The sequence below is a fragment of the Moorena sp. SIO1F2 genome (genome assembly GCF_010672755.1).
Classification (GTDB): Bacteria; Cyanobacteriota; Cyanobacteriia; order Cyanobacteriales; family Coleofasciculaceae; genus Moorena.
The window spans coordinates 70403-96397 of record NZ_JAAHFV010000009.1; the positions used below are offsets into that span (position 1 = coordinate 70403).

Genomic DNA, 25995 nt, shown 5'->3' on the forward strand with positions numbered 1-25995 from the left:
GAGTAAGGAGACGGGCAAGATGCCCGTTCCACCAAGTTGATGTAGGGTGGGCAGTGCATCAAACAGATAAAATTACCTGGGCGGGTGTTGCTAAGCACTGCCCACCATGGAATTAATCACTTGCAGCCACTGTATTGACTAGATCATGGCTTGACCGGAATAGTTGAGAAGTTGATGTAGGGTGGGCAGTGCATCAAAAAGATAAAATTAGCTGGGCGGGTTTTGATAACCACTGCCCACCATGGAATTAATCACTTGCAGCCACTTGAACGTTATCAGGAGGAAAGACAGATGCCTTTAATTAGTCGAGTCGAAGAAAGGGCAATGAAGAGGGGTTTTGAAAAAGGATTTCAACAAGGACTTCAACAATGTCGGCAAATTTGGCGACAGACAGTAGTTAAAATTTTACAAAATCACTTTGAATCCGTATCACCAGAATTGGTGGCAGAGATTAATGCCATAGAAGATATCTCTGTGTTGAAACAGTTGATTGATCACTCTCTTAAGAGTAACTCCCTTGAGGAATTTGAGCAGCTATTGGCACAACATCACTCCCGACTCCCTACAACTCAATGGAATAATGATCTTTAGCACCTTCTCCCGGACCCTGAGTCCACCGTGAATCAGGTTTCCAAGCACCATTAGCTTCTTCCCGGCGGCGAGTGCGGACAGTGAGCTGATTACCGTTAATTTTCAGTAGATTATATTGCCAGGGATAACCAGTTCTTAGTTCAAGGGTGGGTGCCCCAAAGGTGCCAGCACAAATTCCATTGAGTTTGCGCCCACCTGGACTGAGGTCGTAACGGAAAAGACTGGTTTCAGCTTTGTGGATGTGTCCGTGGAGAAAGAAGCGGAATTCAGCAACGGCTAGTTGTTCGATGAATCCTTGGTCGATAATCCTATCGCTTCCAGCACTATTGAGGGGATGGTGCCAAACCGCTATTTTCAGGCAGTTGCGGTAGTCTTTATTACGACGAATCTCGGTTATGGCCTTGCTCAGAGCACCTGGGTGGATGCTAGCACGGGCTTTGAAGTGGTGATCGAGTTGCCAAGCGGAGTTTAGTCCTAGGATCAGCACGTTTTGGTCTGGAAAATAGTCGATAATGGCTTGCTGGTGATAGTCGAGGGGATAGGGTTGACCTTTGATGGCTTGATAGAATTGACTGAAGTGGGCAAAGCGTTGTTGGTATTTGGTTTCGTCTCGGACTCGAATCACCTGATCAGTGACTTTGATGTAGTCACCGTCTTGGAGTTTATCATGGTCTTTTGTGCGATCGCGTAAATCATAAGCATCCTCTGATAGTGTCCAATTGAGGTCATGGTTACCGGGAACTAGAACAATTTGCTTGGGGTCTAGGGGGAAGTCTTGGCGGAAGTTGTGGAGAAACTGTTGTGCAGCTTTGTATTCTTCTGGAGTGGAATAATTGGCTATATCACCGGAGAGGATAAGAGCATCAAGCTTAGGGATTTCAAGGTCTTTCTTGAGGTCTTGGGCGAGTTGGTTTGACCAATTCTGAGCTTGGTCAGGGGTGGTGATGTGGAGGTCCGAGAGGTGGAGGATGTATATGGTTTGATTGGTAATAAATTTGGGAGGATCGGGTTTGGGAGTAGCTGTGGGATTATCGATTACCTTGTAAAATTGGTAGCGCTTTTGACTGGCTTCAAGGGCTTTAATGGTTTTCTGAAAAGTATCTTGATCATTAGTTGCTGCAAGAGTTGCTGCAAACTCTTCGTTTTTCAGTAGATTAATCAGTTTAGGAATAGTAGCATCTGTACCAATTTCACCCAAAGCTTCTGCCGCCATTACACGTAGATATGAGTTATCATTATCCAGGCATTTTATTAACAGTTCAATACCCATTTCTATCCCAATTTTACCCAGAGCATCTGCCGCACTTGTACCCACAGATGGATCGGGATCATCCAGCAATTTAATTAACGGGTCTATCGCCACTTCTGTCCCAATTTTGCCCAGAGCTTTTGCTGCACTTATCCGCACAGATCGGTCGGGATCATCCAGGCATCTAATTAATCGGTTAATCGCCTTCTGTCCCAATTTTACCCAGAGCATCTGCCCCCCTTCCACGCACATCTAGTTTCTGATCATCCAGGCATTTACTTAACTAGTCAATCCTGGCTTCTCTGCCCGATTTTTTTTAGAGCATATTCTGCACTTTCACGCACAGATGATTCGGGATCACCCAGGCATTTTTTTAACGGATTAATCGCTACTTTGTTACCAATTTTTCCAAGAGCATCTGCCGCACTTATCCGCACAGATGATTCGGGATTATTCAGGGATTTAATTAATGGATCAATCGCTACTTCTGCCTTAATTTTACCGAGAGAATCTGCCGCATTTATCTGCACAAAATAGTTATCATCATCTAGCAATTTAATTAACGGCTCAATCGTCATTTCTGTCCCAATTTCCCCGAGAGATTCTGCCGCTCTTCCACGCACAGATGAGTCGGGATCATCCAGGGATTTAATTAACGGCTCAATCGTCATTTCTGTCCCAATTTCCCCGAGAGATTCTGCCGCTCTTCCACGCACAGATGAGTCGGGATCATCCAGGGATTTAATTAACGGCTCAATCGCCACTTCTGTCCCAATTTTGCCCAGAGCTTCTGCCGCCCTTTCACGCACAGATGAGTCGGGATCATCCAGGGATTTAATTAACCGGTCAATCGTGGCTTCTGTCCCGATTTCCCCCAGAGCAGATACCGCCATCTTCCGCACAGAATAGTCGGGATCATCCAGGGATTTAATTAACCGGTCAATCGCCACTTCTGTCCCGATTTCCCCCAGAGCAGATACCGCCATCCTCCGCACAGAATAGTCGGGATCATCCAGGGATTTAATTAATGGTTCAATCCTGGTTTCTGTCCCTATTTTACCTAGAGCAGATGCTGCACTTATCCGCACAGATGGGTCGGGATCATCGAGGAATTTAATTAACGGGTCAATCGTTGCTTCTGTCCCTATTTCCCCTAGAGCTTCTGCCGCACTTATCCGCACATATAAATTCTTATTATCTAGGGATTTAATTAGCTCAGGTATTGCTTTTTCTGATTGAGTTATTCCCAACAGCTGAACCTTAAGAGATTTCGGAACGTTTAACCGAGCGACCAACCCGACAGTATCTTGCTGAAATTCCGGTTTTACTGCTCCTGCTAACCTGGCTCCCAGTTGCCAATCAAAATCTAACCCTAACCTTACCACCCGCTGGGCTTGGGCTTGATTGTCTACCAATTGCAGCATCATGACCAGAGGTTCTGTCCATTTCCAATAATTGAGATAGGTCTGTTGCAACTGCTGATCCGTAATACGTGGTAATTGCTTCAATAAATATTCTGCTGTATAGTATTCTTGGAGCAGTTGGTGTCGAAACTCAATCAACTCTCCTGATTGTTGAATCAAGTGATGGTTTAGTAAGTCATCAAGCCAAGTCTTGGCGCGAATATCAGGATCAATAAAATCTTTGTTCAGTAGATAATCAGTTAAAATTTCCTCGGCTTTTGTCTTAGGAATACCAACACTTATCTGCTTGGGGTTATCCCCTGTTGTCATTACAAATCCTAACTGTTGCAGCAGGTCTGGCCAAAATACTCTTGATTGCTTGGAAACCTTAACATCTTGCTTGATGTTATCAGAATAGAACTGGGTAAATGAGCGAAACACTAAACCCAGATTTGACGGTATCTCTCCCTTATTTTGAAACAGGGAACATAGCATCATCAATAGTAGGGGAGTTTGCCCAAACTCCCGTAAGCGATCGCCCAACTGCTCAAGCATTTGCTCTCCCTTTTCAGGCAAATACTTGCGGACAAACTCCGACATTTGGTCTGCACTCAAGGGTTGCATTTCCAACTTCTTCTGAATCCCCAAGTCACCACCAACTCCTAAATCCCTGGTGGTGAAAATCATGGGAGTAGTCTTCTGGTAATCCTGCCGAAACTGAGTCAAATCTAGGCGTGCTGCTTCTGAGGGTAGCTCGTTCACGCCATCGATCAGTAACCAGAATTGCCCTTTAAACAGTAGTCTTTCGATCTCCTCGGTGGAGTCGAGCCATACACCATGGCGTTTCAGAAAATTCCGCACTAACTCCAGCACCGATGTCTGGTAATATCGCAGTTCCACCAGCACCGGAATTCTCCCTTGTATCCCTTCATCTGCCAGCAATTGCACTAAAGCAGTGGATTTGCCGGAACCGGGACGTCCCACCAGTAAGACATGGTCAGTAGCATACTTCCGCAATCCTTCTAGAACAGGCAAGCGCTCAGTTTCTTCCTTCATGGTTTGCACCATCAGGTCAAAGTTGAACAGCATCGGGGTCTGTTGCTGCTGCTTGCGTTTGCGGCCTTCGACATCAGTGAGGGTATAAACTTGCCACCATTGGGCGTAGGTGTTATGGATTGATTCTAGATAGGGATCCCAATTGACCATGTTGAAGGTTGAAGGTTGAAAGTTGAAAGTTGAAGGTTGAAGGTTAGTTGGTTGTTCGCGTAGCGTGGCCTTTTGGCCAAGGTTATCACGATTGAACTAGTATGCGATCGCATGATTGTAGAGGCACTATCGGAATAGTAAGCGATCGCATGATTGTAGAGGCACTATAAACTAGTATGCGATCGCATCTGTGATAGTAGCAAACTGGCAAGATGCCAGTTCTACCGATTAGTTGTAGAGGCATTATCGGAATAGAATGCGTTCGCGTAGCGTGACCAAAGGTCAATCGCATTATTTCTAGACTGTAGCAAACTGGCAAGATGCCAGTTCCACGCCTGATGCCCCCAGCAAACTGGCAAGATGCCAGTTCTACCGATTAGTTGTAGAGGCATTATCGGAATAGAATGCGTTCGCGTAGCGTGACCAAAGGTCAATCGCATCTGTGATAGTAGCAAACTGGCAAGATGCCAGTTCTACAGCATTATTTCTAGGAGCATTATCGGAATAGTAAGCGATCGCGTAGCGTGACCAAAGGTCAATCGCATTCTAATTCCCTACTCCCTACTCCCTACTCCCTACTCCCTATTAAAATTAAAGCGAACTAGAATCAAGACTTGCCGCTTCACCAGGAGTTTCAGGCAAGTGTATACCACACTCTTGCTTAAGGCCATGAAAACGGGTATCCCGTTCATCCTGATCATCAAAGGATAAAGGTCGGCTGGAATGCCAATCACCGACGGTTGTATAACCCTCATCAAACATGGGATGATAGGGTAAGTCATGAGCGGTGAGATACTGATATATATCCCTAGAGTGCCAGTTAAGAATTGGCAAAATCTTGTGCTGATCTCCCTGCTTGTTAACCCAGCCCATCGTCTTGCGGTGGTCAGTCTGTTGCTTGCGCAATCCTGCTAACCATCCCGTTGCGTTCAGTTCCCGCAAAGCCCGCTGCATCGGTTCCACCTTGCGGATTTGGTCGTAGCGGTTGAGGGATTCTACATCATTCTTTTCCCAGAGTCTGTCATACAACGCTTCCATCCGTGCTGGACTCATGGCAGACTGGTACACTTTTACATTCAAGTTGAGCCGTTCGATCAACTCCTGGGCAAATCGATAGGTTTTCACCGGTAGGTAGCCCGTATCTACCCAAATTACTGGTATATCTGGCACCACAGTAGTGACCAAGTGCAGCATGACCGCTGACTGGATCCCAAAGCTGCTACTCATCACTAAGCCATCACCAAAAGTTTCAGCTGCCCATTCTACGATTTTGGTAGGGCTAGCCTCAGCAAGTTGCTGATTCACTGCTTCCAAATCCAGCTCAATTTGGTTTGATGTTACCCCGGTCATGGGGTCTGACTGCTGAGATTGAGGCTGCTTTGTTTTCCCATTCCCATCGAAGTGATCACGGCTTTCGATAGGTGCAGCCTGTTGATTTCCAGAAGCTTGATCAGAAGCGATCAGATTCAGTCGCGGCATGGTGGTAGTGTCTTGTTTGTACTCTGGATATATTGCTATGGTAGTTTATTCGTGAATAATCTCTTTCGGGAGAGGCAAGAGGCAAGAGGCAAGAGTGTGGGGAGTGTGGGAAGTGTGGGAAGTGTGGGAAGTGTGGGAAGTGTGGGGAGTGTGGGGAGAGGGGAGATGAAATTAATGTGTAGTAGTAATTTCCAGAATTGGTATAGGCTCGATCATACTGATGAGGTATAGTCAATTTTCTTACCCCTAATCCCGATTCCCGACTCCCGACTCCCGATTCCCTACTCCCTACTCCCTACTCCCGACTCCGGATTCCCGACTCCCTATAATCTTAAGAATCTTCTTCAGTGATCGGCTCTCCGATATCAAAGATAATCACAAATTGAGCATCGGGCATTAGCCGTTTCAGAGCCTGCATATGACCCTCTGCATCGGATCGTTTACGGAACCGAGCAACAATTACTCGTTGCATCTTGGGCAATAGGCGCACCACCACCCATGGATGTAGGCGTTCAGCATAGGACATAATCTAATGTATCTCCTGTTATAAGGGGTTCTAGAGCCAGCCTTCAGCCTGGAATATCTTCAGGCTGGCTCTTCCCGTTTAACGTTTAACGTCTGGGGCAATTTTATGATAACATAAAAAACCAATATTATAACATAATTTAAAAACTTTTGTAACAAATTTTGGAGGGAATCGGGAATCGGGAATCGGGAGTCGGGAATCGGGAGTCGGGAGCCGGGAATAGAGACTCAATGGAGAATTTCTAGATAAGACCTCTTGCAAAAGTAGTTTTCTGATAGTGTTTGCGTCAATTCTTATCCACTGTTCCCTGTTCCCTGTTCCCTGTTCCCGACTTCTGCAAGAAGTCTATATAAAAAAACCAGCCATTGACAGGGGCTGGTGATACTTGCTGTGTTGGGAGGAGAAAACCTAGGGCCAATACGCTTACAGTGTGCCTTTATCCCTGGCTGTGAGCTCAAGGTCTTAAGGACGTAGTGGTCCTCTGGTAATCAGTTATGTAAATAAATGTAACGAATATTTACAGATAACGCAACATTTCTTAATATTTTTTTCGGGAGTCGGGAGTCGGGAGTCGGGAGTCGGGAGTCGGGAGTCGGGAGTCGGGAGTCGGGAGCTTCCGAGCAAGGCCAACGGCTGACCGCTGACCACTGACAGCTGACCGCTTACACTTTATTCTTCATTTTTCTGGATCGAGTAAAATAGTTTTTGGTTGGTCAACATCAAATAGAGAAGCGGACAGAAGAATAACTGGTTTGTTTGTTTTGTTTTCACCATAATGAACCATTCCGCTAGATTCAACTAGAGAATCTCCAACCGTTAGTTGTGTAGTCTGCCCTGCTTGCATAATTAATTCTGTGCCATTAGCTTTCCTTACTTTAGCCTCTCCTTTCACAACAGTAAACGTTAACGTGCCAGCCTCTACTAGTGCAATTTGCATGCCGGTATGAGTATGATGAGGCAGTTTTGTTCTGGGTTTGATGGTATGGCGAATAAGTTCAATAATTTCCTTTTTTTCTTGAGTCGGATAACCACTACCTAACACTTCACTGGCAACAGATTGAGTGTAACTATTGGGTGAGGAGGTTTCTTTGCTGTTAACAACTATACATCCAAAAGTTAAAATAGCTAATGGTAAAATCAGAAACAGTTTTTTCATACTATAGTGTTTGGATTTGGGTTGTGAATATAGAATTGAACTAAAAAGGGAACAGGGAACAGGGAACAGGGAACAGGGAGCTGATCTCAACTTCCCGATTCCCGATTCCCGATTCCCGATTCCCGATTCCCGATTCCCGATTCCCGATTCCCGATTCCCGATTCCCTCGTAATAATTTCATGCTCCCACTTGGAAAATCAGATAAGCGCCGGATAGGGCTGCTACTGTGGCGAGGATGGTAATCCAAATGGGATAGTAGCTGCGAATTACTTTATCTTCTTCGATACTGATGGTTTCAATATCAATCCAGGGATTAACACCCCGGCGAAACCAACCAGTGACAATCACGGTCTGGTTAACTAAATTACTAACACGGGTGGGTTGAGGTAGGATATTACCTAGTGGTCCGAGATAGGAACAGTAATTTAGTCTGACTAAACCTGTTGAGGTTTGTAATATTAAATCTTGTCCGAGCCAATTGCGTAATCCCGAACGTCCTAATAGTTTTCCGCTTAAGAGAACAGGACGACTATCGGGAGGTAGAGTAGCGTTAGTAGCGAAATAATCTCCTAAGTCGGGGTCAGTACCGATATTAGTAGGTTTGAGGTCGGGAAAGTAATTATTAATCCAGAGAAAGACACTGATACTAAAGGCAATTAAGATACAAGCATCGATAAAGGAATTGGCATTATGTAGCCAAATTAACTGCCAAATGTCGAAGAGGTCAGACAGTTTACCAATTATCCAAAGTATCCCTCTTAGGGCTGCCCCCATTATTACTCCAAAAATTAGGGTACTTTGTAGCAGGGGTAAGGCTTTGTAACTGTTGCTGAGTTTAGAGAAAAATTCAGCTCGATTGCGACTGGCAGGAATTAAAGCTGGTAAATCTAGTTCGGCATGAAGCTTGAGAAAGTGGGCATAGCGCTTAGGTAAATGTAACCGTTCTCCCAGTAGGGGATGGGCAGAGTTGATGATTAACCAGTAGCGGTAGGGATTAGTACAGTCCCATTTTAAGATGTCTTCAAAGGGGGTAGTGGGGGAAAAACTACCGATAACCATGGCTTGCTGATAACCGACGGGGAGTAAGACATCAAAGCTTTCTAATAGCCCACTGGTTTGGCCGGAAATTTGGATGTCTTCGCTTATCCCTAGGGCAATTTTTAGTAAGGCGCGGGTCAAGCCATTGGGATTACCTGTGGTTGAGATGGCGATGCGATCGCTATAGTAAACTCTAGCTCTAGATAACCATAGCAACGGTAAGCTCAATACCCAGTAAATGCTGTAACTGAGGGAAGCAACAGTACCGGTAATTCCTAAAAGAATTGCGCTTAACCATCCCCTAGCACCAGGTAATTTAACGAGCAGTAATTCCTTTAGCTTCTGAGCCCACTGAGGGATTTGCCAATAGATGGTGTAAGGGATTTGAATAATTAGTACCCCTAGGGACATCAACATAAAATCCCGATTGATAATATGTCCTAGCTGACCGGCGTAGATGTTGGCAATTTCATCATCTTTGAGCTGGTCTAATAATCCCTGACTAACTACAATGCGAGCAGTGCGAGGTAAGTTACCATAGGTCAGGGCTACGGTGGCGTCTGTGGGTAAGACTTTTAAGCTCGGTAAGGGCAGACGTCGTTTGCGGCAAACCTTTTGGATGACTTTAGCGGATTCTGGATGGCGGGAAGCTAGTTGAGTTAGGGATAAGGGTTCAAGACCATGAAACTGTTTTAGCAATCCATCCATTAACCAGGGCGATAGGATAAATAGGATTGCTATGGTAATTCCTAGGGCTAGAGTTGGGTCACGGTATAACAATTGGAAGGGTTGGAACCACGGTAACTCTACCAAGATGGAATTGATGGTTTCCATGGCGAATTCGACGCTTGAGCGCAGTAGCCAGAAAAATGCGATCGCAACGACAATTGCTACTAACCACAACCGTTTCATCTTGGGAGATTTCAGGGGATGCCAATGCTGTGCTCGTCCACAGTTGCGCCATCGAGGACGAGGAGTGTAGAGGGTGGGAATATCAGGGGGAGAGTAGGGAACTGGTAATAGGGAAGAAGATGAAGCAGTCTGGTTTGGTTTACGGCTCAGTTTCAGTGGGCTAGACCCCTGATCCTCTAGGGGGGTAAACCCTGTGGCATTAGCAGGGGATTTAGCAGCAACAGGATACTTGGTAATTAACTCAGCCTCAGTTTTCGCTGCCCATTCCTGTATCTGGGGGTCAGGGTGTTCCCTCAGGTGTTGGCAAAGTGCGTACGCTTTTTCTGGCTGACCATGCTTAGGATAAGCCTGCACTAGGGATTGAGAGGCTTCCGTCACAATGGAGTCATCCAACTCCATCTCACAGACACCTTCTAAGTGTGCGATCGCATCCTGGTAATTGCCCTGTTTCAGAGCTTCTAGACCAGCTGCCAGAGTTGGATTAGGAATAGATGCCATGAGGTTTCTAGTAGTTTGTCCCTATCTTCCTCTAAGATACCCTTGGGCTAAGGATTTGATCTCGCCTCAGTTCGATGTAATGAATTCACGGGTGTTGAGGAGGAGCACGATCCTAGTTTGACTTTTTCCCGACATCCTTGACATTTACTGACATGTTGCCTTAAGTTATAGACATAGCTAATCAAGACATCAATGGATGAATCAGTTAACTACGTTCCACCCAGAGTTGCCTCAATTAGACTCGGGGTTAGTACCAGAACACTTGAAAGATGGCTTGAAGAAGGAAAGATCCAAGGAATCAAGACCCCAGGAGGACAAAGACGATATGACCTGGATTCAGTCGTCTCTATTCCAACCAAGAAAACAGATAGAGGTGACAGAGCCACTATCTTGTATGCCAGAGTTTCAAGCCGCTCTCAAAAAAACGATCTTGAGCAACAAGTACAGTTTCTTAAGTCTCGTTACCCAAAAGCGGAAATTATCAAAGACGTCGGAAGTGGACTTAATTTCAAACGAAAAGGTCTTCAATCCTTACTGGACAGAGTTCTCAACGGTACTTGCAAGTATATTGTCGTTGCCCACAAAGATAGGCTTTGTCGTTTTGGGTTCGATCTTATCTCATGGTTGTGCTCTAAATTCCAAACTAAAATATTGGTTCTCGACGAAAAGAACCTCAGCCCAGAACAAGAAATGGTTGAAGATGTTCTTGCAGTCATCCACGTCTTCAGTTGTAGACTTTACGGACTCAGGAAATACAAAAAGAAAATCATTGAAGACAACGACTTACCGCGTTTACCCAAGCAAGGAACTTGAGAATATATGGAAAAAATGGGTCTCAGCCGTTCGTAAGGTTTATAATATATCGATCGAACAACTAAACAGTAATCAGGGGTACACAAAAGTAGGCAAAAAAGGAGGAAAACATGGTTTTAGGACTTGGCTAAAACAATCTGGGCTTATTCCTAATTGGTGTAAAGACTTGAATGTCTCTAAAATTCTAGACAACGCTTCAATGGAAGCTTATACAGCCTGGAAAGAAACCCCACGACAACCAAAGTTTATTGGTAAAGGGAAAAAGCGTCAACCAAATCCACAAGCTGGTTTAAAGTTAGCTAAGTTTCGTAGTGTGCGAAATCAGAGACAAACGATCCAATTCGATCCTACCGCTTATAAAGCCGGAAGGTGGATGGTCTCCACTACCAAACATTTACCTAGACCTGACTTCAAAGGACATAATCACTGTATATTAACCGATGGCTCCACGGAACTCACTTACAACAAAGGAAGGTGGTTTGCCCATTTTCCAGTTGAATTTAATATTGAACCTATTTGTACGAAAAAAATAATGGCTCTAGATCCTGGAGTTAGGACTTTTATGACTGGGTTTGATGGAAGTGATTTCTGAGAATTTGGTAATAATGACTTTCAGAGGATAGCTAAACTTTGTTCACATTTAGATAAGCTGAAAAGTGAACACGATAAATCAAAGGGACATCTTCTTAAGCATCGACGCTACAAATTAAAAGTAGCGATGGAAAGACTTAGGACTAAGATTAAAAATCTGAGAACTGAACTGCACAAGCAAGTAGCTTCTTTTTTGGCAAAGAATTACGATCTAATCGTTCTTCCTACGTTTGAGACATCACAGATGGTTGTCAAAAAGAAACGAAAGCTAAAAAACAAGACAGCTAGAGCAATGATGACTTGGGCATTTTATCAGTTTTCTCAAGTCTTAGAACGGAAGAGCGTCGTGTATGTATCTTTGCTATAGGCTGACAGCTGACAGCTGACGGCTGTTGGCTGTCAGCCTATAGCAAAGGGAACAGGGAACAGGGAACAGGGAACAGGGAGTAGGGAGTAGGGAGTAGGGAGTAGGTAACTAGCGCAGCGCTATAGCTATTGCCTTATGCTAGTCTGATTTATCTGATTTATCCTAACTTGTATTGATGGCTAGTCATCTGGATTAACGGGTGTTCTAAAAGCGGATTTGCTATCAGTAGCATTCTCCTTAAGTCTATCCTTCATATCTTTCGCCGCTACGGCGTAGCCTCCGTCTGCACCATCCACAAAATGTACTTGGCGTCCATGGCGCTCAAATACCAGACAGGTCATCAGTGCTCGGTCTGAAATATGCAGACCATACACTAATTTACCTTGTTTATAATTCTTTTCTAAATAGTCTGTTAATTGTTTTCGTTGTGCTTCATTGCCAGCAATCACCATGCGTAACATATCATCAAACTTTCTGTAATCTGTTGCTGCGATCGCATTTCGTTTATAGGCTCCCCAGTCTCCATCTGGAAATTTCACTTTCAACCTCATCAACAACCAGCCCAAGAAATTCTCAAACCAGATTTTTAAAAAATAGAGCATCCTATGGCTTAGCTTACTCGACTGGGCGCACAGCCGAGTTTCAGCACTTAATTTATGATAACTAAACCCTAGATTTAAATAGTTTTTAGCAACTGGATTTAAAAGCTCTTCACTTCCATATATAGTGTCAATTTTTTCAATAATTTTTCGATAAGTTAAATTAGCTAAATCTCCTTGATTAGACGTTGCTTTAACAATCAAGCTGATCGTTTCACCATATTTACTTGGAATGTCTTGCCAGCGACACTCTAAATTAGAAAAATCAGCTTTAGCATTATCAGTAGGGTTTTGGTAAAGGTAGAGGTTACTCGTATTTGGATGTTTAATCAATTCAGTAGCATAACTCAAACCATCTCCAGTAAATATAGCCTGATAATAATTTTCAGATACCTTGAGCTTCGCTAATTTAACATCATAATCATTTACTCTGACATCAGACATAGGTACTGCACCCACCCGCAATTCCATCCCAAATTCTTCCCTGGCTAGCTGACTAGTGGCTAACAACGCTTCCCGAGCAGGGGCAAACAGAGAAGGAGGAATCAACAGAGTTGCTCCATCTCCCCCAAACACAAAAGGAATGTCTAAATTACCTGCTATATTTAAAACAGCGACAATGGAGCAGGCTCCTAATAGGTTAACCTCTTTGTAGCGTCCTGATTCGATAGCTTGAGTCGAACCAATAATATCGCTAATCACCACATACCAATCCCTGGGAACTGATTTAAAATTCCGAGAGTCAGTAATATCGATAAAGTTTTCTAAAAGGAGTAAATTAGCATAAAAAAATTCTGTAGTCATGGTTTAATCTAAAGGAATAACAAACCTTTTTACTAGGGTGATAACACCCTGAAAGGCACTTAGATAAAACCACACTAGCTGCTACACCCTAGCAACCGTCAACTGTCAAGGGTCAACAACAAGGAATCCCTTAAAATAAGCACGTTAACTATTGATTCTATTAACGATTTGTGTCTGAAAACCAGAAAACCACTCGTTCCCTAGCTGGCATTGCCGGGATTGTCGCAGTAGCCACCATTATTAGTAAAGTATTTGGCTTAGTCCGCCAACAAGCCATGGCAGCAGCCTTTGGAGTTGGTCCAGTTATCAACGCCTACAGCTATGCTTACGTTATCCCTGGCTTTTTATTAATCCTCCTCGGTGGCATTAACGGACCGTTTCATAGCGCCTTAGTTAGTGTTCTCGCTAAACGAGATAAATCAGAAGCCCCACGGCTGGTGGAAACAGTAACTACCTTAGTAGCTTGCATCCTGTTCCTCGTAACCATTGCTCTAGTGCTATTTGCTCCGGTCTTAATTGATGTTCTAGCACCAGGGTTTCAGGATACTCCAGAAGGCTTACAAGTTAGAGCGATCGCAATCCGGCAATTACAGATTATGGCACCCATGGCAGTGCTAGCCGGATTAATTGGCATTGGCTTTGGTACCCTCAATGCTAGCGATCAATACTGGCTACCCGCCGTCAGTCCCTTATTTTCCAGCATCACCGTCATTGTTGGCTTAGGAATATTAGCCCTACAATTGGGCAAAGAAATTAGTAATCCCGAATTTGCCATGATCGGTGGGATTGTCTTAGCTGGGGGTACCCTTGCTGGAGCAACTCTTCAATGGGTAGTGCAGCAAATCGCTCAGTGGCGCAGTGGCCTAGGTAAAATACGCCTACGATTTAACTGGGGTATCCCTGGAGTCAAAGACGTGATGCAGGTCATGGCTCCTGCAACCTTTTCCTCTGGGATGCTGCATATTAATGTCTACACCGACTTATTCTTTGCCTCCTTTCTGCCCCAAGCCGATGCCGCTGCTGCTAGCTTAAACTATGCCAATCTTTTAGTGAATACCCCCCTAGGTATTATCTCCAATGTCATTCTAGTGCCCCTACTGCCAGTATTTTCCCGACTAGCCGCTCCCGAAAATTGGCCAGAACTCAAGCAACGGATTCGCCAGGGAATTCTGCTCACTGCCTTGACAATGTTACCGTTAAGTGCATTGATGGTGACCTTAGCCATGCCCATCGTGCAGGTAGTGTATCAGCGTCAAGCCTTTGATGCTAATGCCTCTCGGTTAGTAGCATCAGTGCTCATGGCTTATGGGATGGGCATGTTTGTCTACTTGGGACGGGATGTGCTAGTGCGGGTATTTTATGGTTTAGGAGATGGACAGACACCCTTTCGTCTGAGTGTGATTAATATTATTCTCAATGCTGTACTAGATTATTTTCTAATCGATGCCTTTGGCACACCCGGTATCGTATTTGCCACCATTGGTGTGAATGCCTTTTCCATGGTAGTGCTGTTATGGCTATTAAACCGCAGGCTAAATGGCTTACCTTGGCAAGAGTGGATGTTGCCAATTCTAGGTTTAGCAGTGAGTAGTGTAATCGCTGGTGCCGCAAGTTGGGGAGTCAGTTGGGGGTGTGAGCAAGTATTAGAAACCAGTATTATTTGGGTGCAGTTGCTGCAATTGAGTTTAGCTGGATTGGTAGGCTTAGGTGTGTTTGGTTTGTTAGCAACTCAGTTGAAGTTACCAGAAGTGGATATGTTTGTAGCTCGTGTGCGTCAGAAGCTGGGTCGTTGAGAGTCTTCAACCTTCTAACCTTAAACCTTCTAACCTTAAACCTTCTAACCTTAAACCTTCAACCTTCTAACCTTGGCCTATTGGCCACGCTTCGCGAACAACCTTCTAACCTTTAACCTTTAACCTTCAACCTTCAACCTTAAACTGACTTTCTCGTATCCACTGTAAATGCTGGGATAATAACTGATTTAAATCATAACCCTGTTGAATAGTTTCCCTGGCCTTAGCGCGAATAGCAGCCATCTGTTCTGGATGGTCGAGAGCTTCCTCAACCCGATCGGCGATTTCCTCTGGCGAGAAAAAGTCTACTAACAAACCATTAATCCCATCTTCAATCACCTCTGTCACTGGGGGAGTATCAGACGCTACTACCAAACAACCTGTAGAAAGGGATTCTAGCATCGACCAAGACAGAACAAAAGGACGGGTAAGATAAATATGAACAGAGGAAGCTTGAAGAACTTGTAAGTATTCTGAGTAAGGAAGTAAACCAGTAAAGTGGACTCTGTCTAGGTCAAGGGGTACTTTTTCTAACATCAAGTCTTTGTAAGTTTTACCATCAGGTAGGGTTTTACCATAAGCCACCCGATTTTCCCCGACAATCACAGCATGACACTTAGGACGTCGCTGCTGAAGGATACCGATTGCTTCGATCAATTGGGGAAAACCTCGATAAGGTTCCATGCCCCGTGCCACATAAGTGACTAGTTCTTCCACCTCAGACAAATCTAAGTTTATCTGTTTTAGTACTAACTTTGCCCCTGGATTGGGTTTAAAGAACTCGGTGTCCACCCCATCATGACGCACGGTAATTCTGCTGTGGAAGTCCGCTGGAAATTGCTGGCGCTGCCAGTAAGTGGGAGACAATCCGCGATCGCAACTGGCTAGGTCTAACAAAATCGGGGCATTTTTCATCCGAATCCGGGCTTCATCATCAGCGTTTAAGGGCTCGGATAGATCAAAATCAGCATCTGTGCCATGGGCATGATAAAACCACTCGAAGTAGCACAGTAATCTGGCTTGGGGGAAAGCGTCTTTAATAAATAACGTTGGGCCCCAACCCGAATGACCATAGACCACATCAGGAACAAATCCCTTAGCCTTGAGCTGATTGGCTAAACGATAGACAGCTTGACCCTGAAGTACGGCATTTTCTAAGGGTCTAACATAGTGGTGAGTTTCTGGACGTACTTCCCTAGAGTTATTGTAAAGAGCTTTGACAACTCCAGGCAGTTGCCCTTCCTTGCGCCTGGTTCCAAAGACAACCTGGTTGCGGTTATCTTTAGCTAAAGCAGTTGCTATGTGGCGAAACTGGGCAGGGAAATTGGGATGTAGGAATAGAATGCGCATTGAGAATAGCAAAGGGCAAATTGTATGTGGCAAATGGTGAATCGATTTTTTCGGATTTTTTCTTAATTAACCATTAACCATTAACAATTTGCCATTGATTAACTAACTGTTTTTTGGTTTTGGAATCGTAATATCTAACACGGTGACGTCCTGGGAAAGGCTAGTCAGGGCTGGTTCGATTTGGGAAGCATTGCCCACAACTACGGTAACAATCTGATCAGGTTTGAGATACTTTTCAGCAACCCGCTGTATATCATCAATCGTAGTAGCTGTGACTCCCTTTTGATAACGGAAGATGAAATCCTCTGGGTAGCCGTAGTATTCATAGCGCATCAGCCGAGATAGGGTTTGCTCTGGCTTCTGGAAATTAAACACAAAGGAGTTGAGAACGCTTTCTTTTGCCTTAGCCAATTCTTCTGAGCTAATCGGACTAGTGCGCAATTTCTGGATTTCATCTAGAACAGATTTAATAAAGGGTACCGTGGTTTCAGAGCGAGTTTGTCCCCCAGCAATAAACAAACCCGGATAGTCATAGCGAACACTCCAAACCCCGTAGACCGAGTAAGCTAGACCTTGACGCGATCGCACTTCGTTAAATAGTCTGCCCCCAAATCCATTCATCACCTCATTTAACACAGAAAGGGTGGCGTAGTCAGGGCTATTGAGTTTGCCCCCGATATGTCCCATTTGAATATTACTTTGGGTCAGTTGAGGTTGATCCACAAAAAATATACCCCCTAACTGAGCCTGGGATGCTTGTGGAACGTTTGGCTGTGCTGGCGCAGAGGCAGATTTCCAGCTACCAAATTTCTCCTCAATTAGCGATCGCATTTTTTCGGAGTCAAAATCCCCCACAATACCCAGTATCATATTTTCTGGATACACATACCTCTGTGAGAAAGTGATTAAATCATTACGAGAGATATTGTCTAGATGCTCATACTCTATCGTGCGGGCATAGGGGCTAGTGTCACCGTAGATCAGTTTCCTAAATTCACGAGAAGCAATATCACCAGGATCATCATTGCGGCGGGCAATTTGTCCCGCTAGTTGCTGTTTAGCTAGGGCCAGCTTAGCTTTAGCAAAGGCGGGCTTTTGAATAACTTCAGCAAACAAATCAAAGACCAAGTCCAAATCTTCGCTCAAAGCACTAAAACTCGCACTGCCAGAACTAGTGTCAATACTAGTTTCCACCGAAGCTGCCTTTTCTTCTAAGAGCACATTTAACTCATTGCCTGAGTGTTCAGTGGTACCCCCAGTACGCATCACAACTCCCGCCATAGTCGCTAAGCCAATTTTGTCAGCAGGCTCAAGGCGATCGCCGGTGCGAATCATTGCGGTACCACTCACCAAAGGCAGTTGATGTTCTTCCATCAAATAGACCACCATCCCATTGTCTAACTGATAGCGAGTGTAGTCCGGTAGCTGAATTGGTGGTAACGGGTCAAAGTCTAATTCATCGTAATGGCGTGGGGTATCAGCTATTGCTGGTAGACGAGACACAAGCACTACCACTAGCATTGTCACTACCAGTAGCCCGATCCATCTCAGGTATTTGGGATTTTGGCTTTTCGATTTTAGATTGGTCATTGGTCATTAGTCATGGGTAATGCGATCAATAGTTGGTGGTTACCAGGTTTTTCGCGTAGCGTGGCCTTTTGGCCAAGGTTATCTGGTTGAAGGTTGAAGGTTAACCAGTTGTTCGCCAAAGGCGAACAACATTTTTGAATTAAGAATGTAGAATGTATAATGAGCGAATTTGGAATTCTACATTCTGCATTCTACATTCTGCATTCTGACCGACAACCTTGAACCGTTGAGTTACTGACTTGGTAAAATCCGTCCAATCGTGCGGTTTTCTGGTCGAAAGGTTGCCTGAGCCACCCGCTGAATGTCTGCTGCACTCACTGCCTCTATATCTTCTATTTCCTTTAACAAGTTACGCCAATCACCTGTTTTGACCTCATAGGTTGCCAAATTTCTGGCCATACCCATATTGGAATCAAGCGATCGCAATAGGCTAGCCCTTGCCTGAGTTTTTACCCGTTCCAATTCTTGGGGTGAAACTAGTTCAGTTTTGAGCTTTTCAATGTCTTCTGCCAATGCACTTGCCACCTCTTCCACCGTGTGTCCTGGTGCAGTTAGGGCATAGAACAACATTAAATTAGGATATTTATCACCAGGAAAGCCACTAAACCCTGCCGCCGATAGGGCTACTTGTTTCCCTTCTACCAGAGACTTATACAGGCGAGAGGTTCGACCATCACTCAGCAAATTGCCCATAATTTCATAAACCACATGGTCAGGATGGGTAATCCCTGGTCGATGGTATCCTTCCAAATACCAGGGTTGGGAGGGTAATTTCAAGGTAACTTCCTTGGTTTCGGACTGTGGTGGTTCTACCGTAGTGACTTTAGGAATTTCCTTTTGATGGTTGTAGCGTCCAAAGTAGACTTTAGCTAGCCGTTTCACCTGCTTTGGATCCACATCTCCCGCAATAGCTACAGTTAAGTTATTCGGACTATAGTAAGTGTCAAAAAACTCCTGAACATCTTGGCGAGTAAGATTGCGAATGTCTTTGTTGTAGCCAATCACCGGACGCCGATAAGGGTGCTTGGTATAGGCAGTATCCAAGAACGCCTCAATCATTTGACCGATCGGAGAGTTATCAGTGCGCAAACGACGCTCTTCGAGGATTACCTCTTGTTCCTTATAAAATTCTCGAAATACCGGCTCAAGGAAGCGTTCTGACTCTAGGGACATCCACAGCTCTAATTTGTTTGATGGCAAGCTGTAGAAGTACACCGTATAATCCGTAGACGTTGCCGCATTCAAGCCCACGCCTCCTGATTGCTCAATAATCTGACCCAACTCATTTTGCTGGACATACTTAGCCGCCTCAGCTTCGACTTCGGCAAACTCTTCCTGTAACTTAGCCACCTCTGCCTCATTCCCAGTGGCTTGATATTCTTTAATTTGTTTCTTCAACTCGTCCAACTTGTCTAGCAGAATTTTTTCTGCCTCATAGTTGGTAGTACCAATCCGGGTGGTACCTTTAAACGCTAAATGTTCTAAGAAGTGAGCCACACCGGTTTTGCCATCCGGTTCATCCACACCCCCTACATCGGCATAAGTAAAAAGAGAAACTACTGGTGCTTCGTGGTTTTCTAGGACAATGAACTTCATGCCATTATCCAGGGTAAACTCAGTTACCCGTTCGATCACCCGGTCTAGATAGGGTTGGATTGAGGTTGAGGGTGATGCTGGGGTTTCAGTACGGGCTAATGCGATAGTCGAGCATGTTCCCCAGATTAGGATTGCTGCCCCCAGATAAGATAAAATCGATAGGGACTTGATAGATCCTGTCTTGAATAAGCACCGAAGTGGTCTTAAGTGATCCGCAACACGCTGGAGAAACACGACCAATCCATTCTGTTTAGTCATACAAGGGTGGCAGTAACAAACTTACAGAAACCTCCTACAACGCCCACCGCTTTTAAGGGGGGGATGTAGTGGGACCGCCTTTAAGGGGCGCGAGGTTAACAACTAATAAGCTAGCGTCTCTTCATCAAGTGTGTCACAATCAAGGCATGATCACCATGACTTACTACTAAAAGCTCAAGCCAACTCCGTCTCAAATTTGGCAATTATGGGGTGAAGTGTTGGACAATAGCGCTACAAGTTTCATTTTGACACCCATGGGAATAATAAATCAGCCAACTCAGTCAGAGACAGAGACCAGGCAACGTATCCTGAGAGCAGCACGACGTTTGTTTGCCAGTCGAGGTTATAACGGGACAACCACCAGGGAGTTAGCCAGTACTGCTGGGGTCGCTGAAGGTACCCTATTTCGTCATTTTGAAAACAAAAAGGCAATTCTGATAGAAGTCGCCACCCAGGGTTGGGTAGACATTCTCACCGATTTGCTCACGGAACTCAGTGAAATGGGCAGCTATAAAGCAGTAGCACAGATGATGCGGCGGCGAATGATGCGTATGGGTGAGAATGCGGATCTGATGCGAGTATGCTTTATGGAAGCCCAATTCCACCCAGAATTGCGCGATCGCATTCAGTCAGAAGTAATTATTAAAATGACGGATGTGGCTGAAGCCTTTTTTGAAACCGCCATTGAGCGAGGCATTTATCGCCCTATGAACCCTAATATTTTGGCTCAGGTGTTCTTGGGCATGTTTGCCGTTGCTGGTTTCAGTCACAATACCATCCTCGATTCAGATGCCTCCCCCAAAGAGATTCAAGAAATGGCAGAAGGCATTGCTGATATTTTCCTCAATGGAGTGTTGGTGAAGGAATAGAGTAGGAATCCCTGAAAATCACAAATTGAAAATGCCAATTAACAATTAACAATCAACAAATTACCAATGACGAACTAAATCTCGTGCTTGTTTAGTCCATCGTGCCACCTGATCAACACCAGGACAAAGGTCTCGGCGCTGCATGGTTGCTACCTGTAGGCGTAATATATTTTGGTGCAAGCGGTGAGGGGGAGTCTGGGCTAGTTGGGTTAAAGAGCATATTCCTGCATGTAACACTAGTCCACAATATTGGCAGCCAATGCTAGGGATACGGGCTAAATCTGCTAGGGCGACCCATTTATTGACGTACTGAGTCTTAACCTTTAACTGGTTAGCTAGCGCTTGTTTAGCTTGGCCAGTGCTTGCCTTTTCGAGCAACTCCCTAGTGGTGGTAATCCCCAATGCTTTGAGTTTTGATTGATCTTGAATACTTAATCCGGGCAACTGCTCAATTGACCAGTCACTGACTTGGGTAGATCTCGGATGAATTTTCGATTTAGTAGACATCTAGACTACCGGGAAATGATGCTTCTAGATTAATCCAGCCGACACCGAACCGCAACAGGGCATCATACCCTAAGGTGCGACCCTAGGCCGGGAGGGATTGCTCGCGGCCTAGGAGGCGCAAACCTTTAGCAGTTTTCAAGGGGGTGAAGTACCTCGCCCTTGATCAACCTTCAACAAACCACCATACATCAGTATCCGGATCTCGGTTCGGTGGAAATGAATACTGGCTTAGTGTCAAAACCGGCCAGATCACATTTGTGCTTCCAAGAAATCTGATGCAACATATATGGACTTCTGTCGATAAGCTTGGTAAAGCTTTACTAGGGGATATGTGGAGAAGTGTATACCTGAGCTTTCAGGATGCGATCGCTCTGCTTGTAATCCTCTACATTCCTAGTTTAATCGGGCAGTTAATTCTCTCCAACACCTTCTTAGATTTTAGTGTTTGTATGGAGAGTGCCATTGGTGTCCAATTTTATGGCAGCTTAATCATCGGTGCCGCTAATTTTTTGGTCTGGATCCTGATTCCTGGTCGCATAATTGGTCGTTTGTGGACACATTTTAATAATTTATAATCTCATTAAACTTTTAATTATAACATTTTTCAATCGGTTGAGGTATTTTCCTTGTTGGTTTTAGAATGAAGTTAAGCCGTAACAAACTTACATTGGAGCAGGAAGCCAAAGCTGGGTTGAATTCCCTACTCCAGCAAACGGCTCAACTTGGTAGTTTTTTTTTCGTCTTGCTGTTACTAAGTCTTGGTAATCCTTCAGGATTAGTCGTCAGTTTGAGTTTTTTGTGGGGAATTGCCTTTGTGGCTTGGCAAGAAAATCAGCGACTGACTGGGAACCGCAAAAGGCAAAAGGCAAAAGGCAAAAGGTAATTTTTTTGCCTAATCTCAACCTAACTCGAAGCTCCTGAGTCCTGGATAAGGAACGAAGGCTCATGTCGAACTCACAAAACTTGGTTTAAAAACGCTCGATAGACTCAAATTCCTTGATTTTTCTGGCATTTGCTGCCTCTCCACAAGTCCGGGGTGTCGGAAATACCTTGCCTGGATTGGCTAAACCCTTGGGATTGAATACCTGATTAACCCATTTCATGGTTTCCAAGTCCGTATACGTGAACATGTCTGGCATAAAACAGTTCTTATCCGCACCAATCCCATGTTCCCCAGATATACTACCCCCTGCTTTCACACAGAGTTTGAGGATTTCGCCACCAACATTTTCTACCTCTTCTAATGCCCCAGGCACCTTTTCATCGTACAAGATTAGGGGGTGTAGATTTCCATCACCCGCATGGAATACGTTAGCTATTGTGTACCCAGATTTCTCGCTTAATGCCTCAATCTCCCTCAAAACCCCGGCTAACTCAGTGCGAGGAATCACCCCATCTTGGACGAAATAATTGGGACTGATCTTCCCTGCCGCAGCAAAAGCAGCCTTGCGACCTTTCCATAATTTCAGGCGGGTTTCTTCGTCACTAGCCGTAGTGATATTTCTTGCCCCATTCTGTTTACACAGTTGGGCAACCCGCTGTTTATTAGTGTCCACTTCTACCTTTAAGCCATCCAGTTCTACGAGCAATATTGCTCCAGCATCCCTCGGATAACAACCTGTTGCCACTATGTCCTCTACCGCATTGATGCTGAGATTATCCATCATTTCCATGCCCGCAGGAATGATCCCAGCACCAATAATGTCAGTAACCGCAGTACCAGCAGCTTCAATGCTAGTAAAGTCCGCTAGGAGGACACAAATTGATTCTGGTCTCTTGAGGATGCGCAGCGTAATTTCTGTAGCGATCCCCAAGGTGCCTTCGGAACCAACAAATAAGCCGGTTAGGTCGTAACCAGGCATTTCTTGAACTGATCCCCCTACATCCACGATTGAACCGTCCGGAAGAACCAATTTTAATCCCATGACGTGATTAGTGGTCACGCCATATTTGAGGCAATGGACACCACCAGAGTTCTCAGCCACATTGCCACCAATGGAACAAATAATTTGACTGGAGGGATCAGGGGCATAATAGAAACCCGCACCACTGACTGCTTGGGTCACCCAGTTGTTGATTAAGCCCGGTTGTACTACGATTCGCTGATTTTCCAGGTCAATGTCCAGGATACCCTTCATGAGGGCAGTGACAATCAACACACCATCTTCTATAGGTAGAGCACCACCGGATAATCCTGTGCCAGCCCCCCGTGCCACCCAAGGGATAGAATAGCGATCGCATATCTTAAGCACCTCTGAAACTTGTTCGGTAGTGCGTGGTAGCACTACTACCGCTGGTCGTTTACGATAGCTGGCAAGACCATCACATTCATAGGTCAGCAATTCTTCACGACGTTGAACCACACCATTTTTGCCTACTATCGCAACAAATTTCTTAATGATTGGGGTCCAGTCAGTCTTATGATTCGTCATGTTTCAATAGCGATAGAATAATGTCAACTACCTGACGTTGAAGACTTTATAGTTGAAGGTGGTCGGGAATGACTTAAGCTAATCCCTGAGCCGATTTTGCTCAAACTGGTCAAAAAGGTATTAATTATTAAGTATAACGTTTAATGTCTCCTATTTACCTTACTATTTACCTGACCTGAAATGGGGTAAATAGTTTCGAGCTCAATTGCTCATACCTGATTCAAAGTGCTTAGCCATATACCTTCTGCTCCCTTCAATCTACGGGAAGCTAAGGGGTAAATTAGAACCCCTTCGGCGTATAGTCTACATACTTTAGTTAGAGTTTACCATTCCCAAATAATTTTGTAGTTGTGGATTCCTGCTTTTCTTTCTTAACCCTTCATAAATCTGTCCCTACTGGTCAAGATACCTTGGCTGGTGGTATATCTCAAGTCACTATACGTGATGCTCAATTTGAGGATATCAGCACTCTAGCAGATATTCTTGCAGATAGCTTTCACCCTCAAAAAGGGCTGATCAGCTGGGTTCACCCTCTATTAAGACTGGGTATTTACGAAGATTTGCGCCACAGACTGCGATCTAGTTTACCCCATTACCTGTGTTTAGTCGCCGTCACTACCGTTTCCGGTTCTGCTGGTACCAGTGAGATGCTAGCTGGTACTGTAGAGCTAACACTCCGTTCTCGCTATTGCTGGCCAAAGCCCAACTGCCAACATCTTTACCTCTCCAATCTGGCTGTCAGAAAGTCTTGTCGGCGGCAAGGAGTCGGAGAAAATTTGCTCTTGGCTTGTGAGCAAACTGCCCTAGAATGGGGCTTTCAAGACCTCTACTTGCATGTTTTGGAAAACAATTATCAGGCCAGGCAACTTTATCTCAAGAGGGGATATGAACTGCATCGGGTAGAACCAAGCTATACCGGAGGATTGCTTAGGCTTCCCAAACGCTTGCTCTTACACAAGCAGATTAATCCTGCTGGTCTTAGTTCACCGGGTCAGAGTCTGTCTTAGTAGGCTGAATTTCGTCATAATGGAGTTATCAAGCTGACCAATAACACATACATTTGGTGATTTATCACATTGACAAAACAAACAAAATATGTAATACAACATTTTGGCTGCTGACTATCTGTAGCAGAGTATCTTTTTTGTAACAGAACAAAAATGGGGTTATTGATAAAGTTTTCAAGAAAATTGGTTTTTGAAGACCTTGCCCGGATCGAAATTTAGTTTATTTGTGCTACGGTCTACTTGTAAATCCCATGAGATCTACCCTAGTAAACCACAAAAGTTGCTTTATACCAATAAATTGTAGCTATTGATACCAATAATCTATAATTTAGGATCTAGCCATACAAAGTTTTGGTGTCTTGAAGCCATTTTGAGGTGTTTTTTGATAACTAGTAACTTAGGTTAAACCCAAGTTTATAGTTGGAAATGGTAGTTGAACAAGACTTGACTCTCCGTTTTGTGTATTTTCAAAAATTTACAGCTATTTTAAGGAAAGCGGATCGGGGCTTTTAGCTTGGGTGCTTACCTGCTCTAAGATATTACGCCATATAGTTTCAGATGGAGAGTGAATACCAACACTATTACCAGATAGCTCTTTACCCAAAGGAGGTGGTTGCTCACAACCAGGGTCTCGCCAATCCTCAACCCCTAAGTGGCATGAACCAGGAAAGCCTGAACCTCTGCAAGAATCAGATGAGAGACTCACAGCCATCAGAAATTCTCTCGCAATTTCGGGATAAACAATTGTTAATTGTTAATAGTAGGCGTCGCAATGGCCTAATCATATATAAGCACTACCATGCAGAATTCGCAGGACCAGGTTCGGCTGTAGGAGGAATATTTGATCTTGATTGTCAGGGAGTAGTCCCAGTGGGCAATCTATCATTGGTTTCTCCAGAATCAGCTGAAGAGCGACGGCGTGCTTATTTGATTCGGCGGCAATGGATTCGACTGACTAAACAAATTACAGAATATCCAAGTCCTATACAACGAACCCAACAGATTCTTGAACAGTTTGAGGGATTTGGTTTTGATGCCAACACTATTGCCCAACTGCCAGATGAAGCCTTTGCTCTGCTGGTAGGGGTTTTGCCCTATACAATCAGGAAGGTACGTAACGCCCCTCACCATGAGCATTAAGTCTGGAATCCTTTGGCTGATGCTGATCGTCTCAATTGATTATAAAATTTCTAAATTTAGATTTAGATCTGCGGAATCCCCCCAGCTACCGGTCTCCCGAAGCATTATTTAACTTCAATGATTAGATCAACTAGCGCTATAGTAGGTAATGGGTAATGGGTAATGGGTAATGGGTAATGGGTAATGGGTAATGGGTAATGGGTAATGGGTAATGGGTAATA

General features: G+C 44.5%; 29 protein-coding genes. 12 read left to right on the plus strand and 17 right to left on the minus strand.

Translation table 11 applies throughout. From position 1 onward, the window contains the following. Positions 1-291 precede the first annotated feature (291 nt). Entirely contained in the window at positions 292-591 is a 300-nt protein-coding gene (locus tag F6J94_RS02665) for a hypothetical protein (protein ID WP_293036612.1), read from the plus strand. On the opposite strand, the gene F6J94_RS02670 is transcribed toward F6J94_RS02665, so the two are convergent. The 5 genes from F6J94_RS02670 to F6J94_RS02690 form a co-directional block, all read right to left on the minus strand. After that, positions 563-2071, minus strand: coding sequence for a HEAT repeat domain-containing protein (locus tag F6J94_RS02670; RefSeq protein WP_293036614.1), 1509 nt, complete (start codon positions 2069-2071; stop codon positions 563-565). The genes F6J94_RS02665 and F6J94_RS02670 overlap by 29 nt on opposite strands. Before the next feature lie 56 nt (positions 2072-2127). Continuing rightward, positions 2128-4449, minus strand: a complete 2322-nt coding sequence (locus tag F6J94_RS02675; protein ID WP_293036616.1) for a HEAT repeat domain-containing protein — start codon at positions 4447-4449, stop codon at positions 2128-2130. An 85-nt stretch (positions 4450-4534) separates the two neighbouring features. Then, a complete protein-coding gene (locus F6J94_RS02680) occupies positions 4535-4693 on the minus strand; it encodes a hypothetical protein (RefSeq protein WP_293036618.1) in 159 nt (52 codons plus the stop codon). Next, a complete protein-coding gene (locus tag F6J94_RS02685) occupies positions 4671-4889 on the minus strand; it encodes a hypothetical protein (protein WP_293036620.1) in 219 nt (72 codons plus the stop codon). Before F6J94_RS02685 ends, F6J94_RS02680 begins: the two co-directional genes overlap by 23 nt. Before the next feature lie 151 nt (positions 4890-5040). Beyond that, positions 5041-5799, minus strand: a complete 759-nt coding sequence (locus F6J94_RS02690) for a phosphoadenylyl-sulfate reductase (RefSeq protein WP_293036661.1) — start codon at positions 5797-5799, stop codon at positions 5041-5043. 180 nt (positions 5800-5979) lie between these two features. On the opposite strand from F6J94_RS02690, the gene F6J94_RS02695 reads away from it, so the two are divergent. Further along, the gene (locus F6J94_RS02695; protein WP_293018635.1) at positions 5980-6159 is read left to right on the plus strand and encodes a hypothetical protein; all 180 of its coding nucleotides are present in this window, start codon (positions 5980-5982) and stop codon (positions 6157-6159) included. Between the two features lie 100 nt (positions 6160-6259). Here the strand turns inward: F6J94_RS02695 and F6J94_RS02700 are convergent, their stop codons facing one another. The 4 genes from F6J94_RS02700 to F6J94_RS02715 form a co-directional block, all read right to left on the minus strand. Beyond that, entirely contained in the window at positions 6260-6454 is a 195-nt protein-coding gene (locus tag F6J94_RS02700) for a hypothetical protein (RefSeq protein ID WP_070395662.1), read from the minus strand. A 78-nt stretch (positions 6455-6532) separates the two neighbouring features. Next, a complete protein-coding gene (locus F6J94_RS02705) occupies positions 6533-6715 on the minus strand; it encodes a hypothetical protein (RefSeq protein ID WP_293036622.1) in 183 nt (60 codons plus the stop codon). 231 nt (positions 6716-6946) lie between these two features. After that, positions 6947-7102 (minus strand): hypothetical protein, encoded by a 156-nt coding sequence (locus F6J94_RS02710; RefSeq protein WP_293036624.1) that lies wholly within the window; start codon positions 7100-7102, stop codon positions 6947-6949. Positions 7103-7130: 28 nt separating this feature from the next. After that, on the minus strand, positions 7131-7610 hold the full coding sequence (locus F6J94_RS02715) for a cupin domain-containing protein (RefSeq protein ID WP_293019553.1): 480 nt from the start codon (positions 7608-7610) through the stop codon (positions 7131-7133). A 16-nt stretch (positions 7611-7626) separates the two neighbouring features. Here F6J94_RS02715 and F6J94_RS02720 point away from each other — a divergent pair, with 16 nt between their 5' ends. Beyond that, positions 7627-7782, plus strand: a complete 156-nt coding sequence (locus tag F6J94_RS02720; protein ID WP_293036626.1) for a hypothetical protein — start codon at positions 7627-7629, stop codon at positions 7780-7782. 5 nt (positions 7783-7787) lie between these two features. On the opposite strand, the gene F6J94_RS02725 is transcribed toward F6J94_RS02720, so the two are convergent. Next, positions 7788-10058: a zinc metalloprotease HtpX gene (locus F6J94_RS02725; RefSeq protein WP_293036628.1), complete on the minus strand. Its 2271-nt coding sequence runs from the start codon at positions 10056-10058 to the stop codon at positions 7788-7790. Positions 10059-10250: 192 nt separating this feature from the next. On the opposite strand from F6J94_RS02725, the gene F6J94_RS02730 reads away from it, so the two are divergent. From F6J94_RS02730 to F6J94_RS02740, 3 genes are all read left to right on the plus strand, one after another. Continuing rightward, a complete protein-coding gene (locus F6J94_RS02730; protein WP_293036630.1) occupies positions 10251-10871 on the plus strand; it encodes an IS607 family transposase in 621 nt (206 codons plus the stop codon). Further along, positions 10828-11463: a helix-turn-helix domain-containing protein gene (locus tag F6J94_RS02735; protein ID WP_293036632.1), complete on the plus strand. Its 636-nt coding sequence runs from the start codon at positions 10828-10830 to the stop codon at positions 11461-11463. The genes F6J94_RS02730 and F6J94_RS02735 overlap by 44 nt, the downstream gene beginning before the upstream one ends. A gap of 126 nt (positions 11464-11589) precedes the next feature. Then, positions 11590-11829: a hypothetical protein gene (locus F6J94_RS02740; protein WP_293036634.1), complete on the plus strand. Its 240-nt coding sequence runs from the start codon at positions 11590-11592 to the stop codon at positions 11827-11829. Positions 11830-12008: 179 nt separating this feature from the next. On the opposite strand, the gene F6J94_RS02745 is transcribed toward F6J94_RS02740, so the two are convergent. Further along, on the minus strand, positions 12009-13232 hold the full coding sequence (locus F6J94_RS02745; RefSeq protein WP_293036636.1) for a DUF3095 domain-containing protein: 1224 nt from the start codon (positions 13230-13232) through the stop codon (positions 12009-12011). A gap of 170 nt (positions 13233-13402) precedes the next feature. Between F6J94_RS02745 and murJ the strand changes: the two genes are divergently transcribed. Then, complete coding sequence (murJ, locus tag F6J94_RS02750) at positions 13403-15025, plus strand: murein biosynthesis integral membrane protein MurJ (RefSeq protein ID WP_293036638.1); 1623 nt, start codon at positions 13403-13405, stop codon at positions 15023-15025. A gap of 126 nt (positions 15026-15151) precedes the next feature. On the opposite strand, the gene F6J94_RS02755 is transcribed toward murJ, so the two are convergent. The 4 genes from F6J94_RS02755 to F6J94_RS02770 all read right to left on the minus strand — a co-directional run bounded on the left by F6J94_RS02755 (position 15152) and on the right by F6J94_RS02770 (position 19819). Continuing rightward, positions 15152-16375, minus strand: a complete 1224-nt coding sequence (locus tag F6J94_RS02755) for a glycosyltransferase family 4 protein (RefSeq protein WP_293036640.1) — start codon at positions 16373-16375, stop codon at positions 15152-15154. Between the two features lie 102 nt (positions 16376-16477). Further along, the gene (locus F6J94_RS02760) at positions 16478-17965 is read right to left on the minus strand and encodes a pitrilysin family protein (protein WP_293036641.1); all 1488 of its coding nucleotides are present in this window, start codon (positions 17963-17965) and stop codon (positions 16478-16480) included. After that, on the minus strand, positions 17962-18084 hold the full coding sequence (locus tag F6J94_RS02765) for a hypothetical protein (protein WP_293036643.1): 123 nt from the start codon (positions 18082-18084) through the stop codon (positions 17962-17964). Before F6J94_RS02765 ends, F6J94_RS02760 begins: the two co-directional genes overlap by 4 nt. 112 nt (positions 18085-18196) lie before the next feature. After that, positions 18197-19819 carry a pitrilysin family protein gene (locus F6J94_RS02770; protein WP_293036645.1) on the minus strand — a complete coding sequence of 541 codons (1623 nt, stop codon included), beginning with the start codon at positions 19817-19819 and terminating at the stop codon, positions 18197-18199. 254 nt (positions 19820-20073) lie between these two features. Between F6J94_RS02770 and F6J94_RS02775 the strand changes: the two genes are divergently transcribed. Then, entirely contained in the window at positions 20074-20688 is a 615-nt protein-coding gene (locus tag F6J94_RS02775) for a TetR/AcrR family transcriptional regulator (protein ID WP_293036647.1), read from the plus strand. A gap of 60 nt (positions 20689-20748) precedes the next feature. On the opposite strand, the gene F6J94_RS02780 is transcribed toward F6J94_RS02775, so the two are convergent. After that, a complete protein-coding gene (locus tag F6J94_RS02780) occupies positions 20749-21195 on the minus strand; it encodes a DUF4332 domain-containing protein (protein ID WP_293019798.1) in 447 nt (148 codons plus the stop codon). A 329-nt stretch (positions 21196-21524) separates the two neighbouring features. Here F6J94_RS02780 and F6J94_RS02785 point away from each other — a divergent pair, with 329 nt between their 5' ends. Then, on the plus strand, positions 21525-21770 hold the full coding sequence (locus F6J94_RS02785) for a hypothetical protein (RefSeq protein WP_293036649.1): 246 nt from the start codon (positions 21525-21527) through the stop codon (positions 21768-21770). A gap of 65 nt (positions 21771-21835) precedes the next feature. Further along, a complete protein-coding gene (locus tag F6J94_RS02790) occupies positions 21836-22078 on the plus strand; it encodes a hypothetical protein (protein ID WP_293036651.1) in 243 nt (80 codons plus the stop codon). A gap of 85 nt (positions 22079-22163) precedes the next feature. Here F6J94_RS02790 and glcD read toward each other — a convergent pair whose 3' ends face one another. Beyond that, positions 22164-23627 carry a glycolate oxidase subunit GlcD gene (gene glcD / locus F6J94_RS02795; protein WP_293036653.1) on the minus strand — a complete coding sequence of 488 codons (1464 nt, stop codon included), beginning with the start codon at positions 23625-23627 and terminating at the stop codon, positions 22164-22166. 350 nt (positions 23628-23977) lie between these two features. On the opposite strand from glcD, the gene F6J94_RS02800 reads away from it, so the two are divergent. Together F6J94_RS02800 and F6J94_RS02805 are read left to right on the plus strand one after the other, a co-directional pair. Beyond that, complete coding sequence (locus tag F6J94_RS02800; protein ID WP_293019791.1) at positions 23978-24634, plus strand: GNAT family N-acetyltransferase; 657 nt, start codon at positions 23978-23980, stop codon at positions 24632-24634. 558 nt (positions 24635-25192) lie between these two features. After that, positions 25193-25774, plus strand: coding sequence for a hypothetical protein (locus tag F6J94_RS02805; RefSeq protein ID WP_293019789.1), 582 nt, complete (start codon positions 25193-25195; stop codon positions 25772-25774). Positions 25775-25995 lie beyond the last annotated feature (221 nt).